The organism is Streptomyces milbemycinicus (assembly GCF_002154605.1).
GTDB classification, from domain to species: domain Bacteria; phylum Actinomycetota; class Actinomycetes; order Streptomycetales; family Streptomycetaceae; genus Streptomyces; species Streptomyces milbemycinicus.
Window position 1 is genome coordinate 1 of sequence record NZ_MUNE01000951.1, and the last position, 872, is coordinate 872.

The 872-nt window shown below is 73.7% G+C and carries 1 pseudogene; it reads right to left on the reverse strand.

The window, feature by feature from the left end:
- Positions 1-191: 191 nt before the first annotated feature.
- Positions 192-872: pseudogene (locus CCN51_RS49420) on the reverse strand (ABC transporter ATP-binding protein); the annotation flags it as partial.

Genomic DNA, 872 nt, shown 5'->3' on the forward strand with positions numbered 1-872 from the left:
GTGCCGAACAGGCCGGGGATGGTGGTGGGGGTGTTGGAGTAGTCGCTGTCCTTGGTGCCCGACGCCACGAGCAGCCCGATGCCGATGACCAGCGCGGCCATGACGCTCAGCGTCCAGATCGTCGAGCGCACGGACTTGATCTTGGTCCACTCGGAGGCGATCGCATGCCCCAGGTGCGTACGCCGGATCGGGATCGGCGAGGTGTACCCGGCGGGGGCGGCGGCGTAGGACTGCTGCGGTGCGCCCTGCCCGACAAGCGGCTGCTGCGGCTGCCAGGGGGCCTGGCCCGGAGCGGGCTGACCCTGGGCGAGCTGGCCCGGGGCGGGCTGGCCGGGCGCGGGCTGGCCCGGGTGGGGCGCGGGCGGCGGGTTGTAGCCCGGCATGGAGCCCATGGGCGGGTAGCCGGCGGGTGCGCCGCCCGCGGTCGGCGGGGCATAGCCGTACGGCCCGGCCTGCGGGGCCATGCCCGGTACGGGCTCCTGGAGCCCCGCCCGCTGGTCGGCGGTCGAGCGGTAGTCCACGGCGCCCTGCGTCATCCGCATGTACGCCTCTTCCAGCGACGCCTGGTGCGGGGAGAGTTCCCACAGCCGGACGTCCGCGTCATGCGCCAGATCGCTGATCCGCGGCAGCGGCAGCCCGGTCACCCGCAGCCCGCCGTCCTGCTCCGGCAGCACCTGGCCGCCCGCCTCGCTCAGCGCGGCGGTCAGCTTCTCGCGCTGGTCCGGCTCCCCGTCGGGGGTGCGGACCCGCGCGAAGTCCGCGGAGTTGTAGGAGATGAAGTCCTTGACGCTCATATCGGCGAGCAGTTGCCCGCGCCCGATCACGATCAGGCGGTCGGCGGTCAGCGCCATCTCGCTCATCAGGTGGCTGGA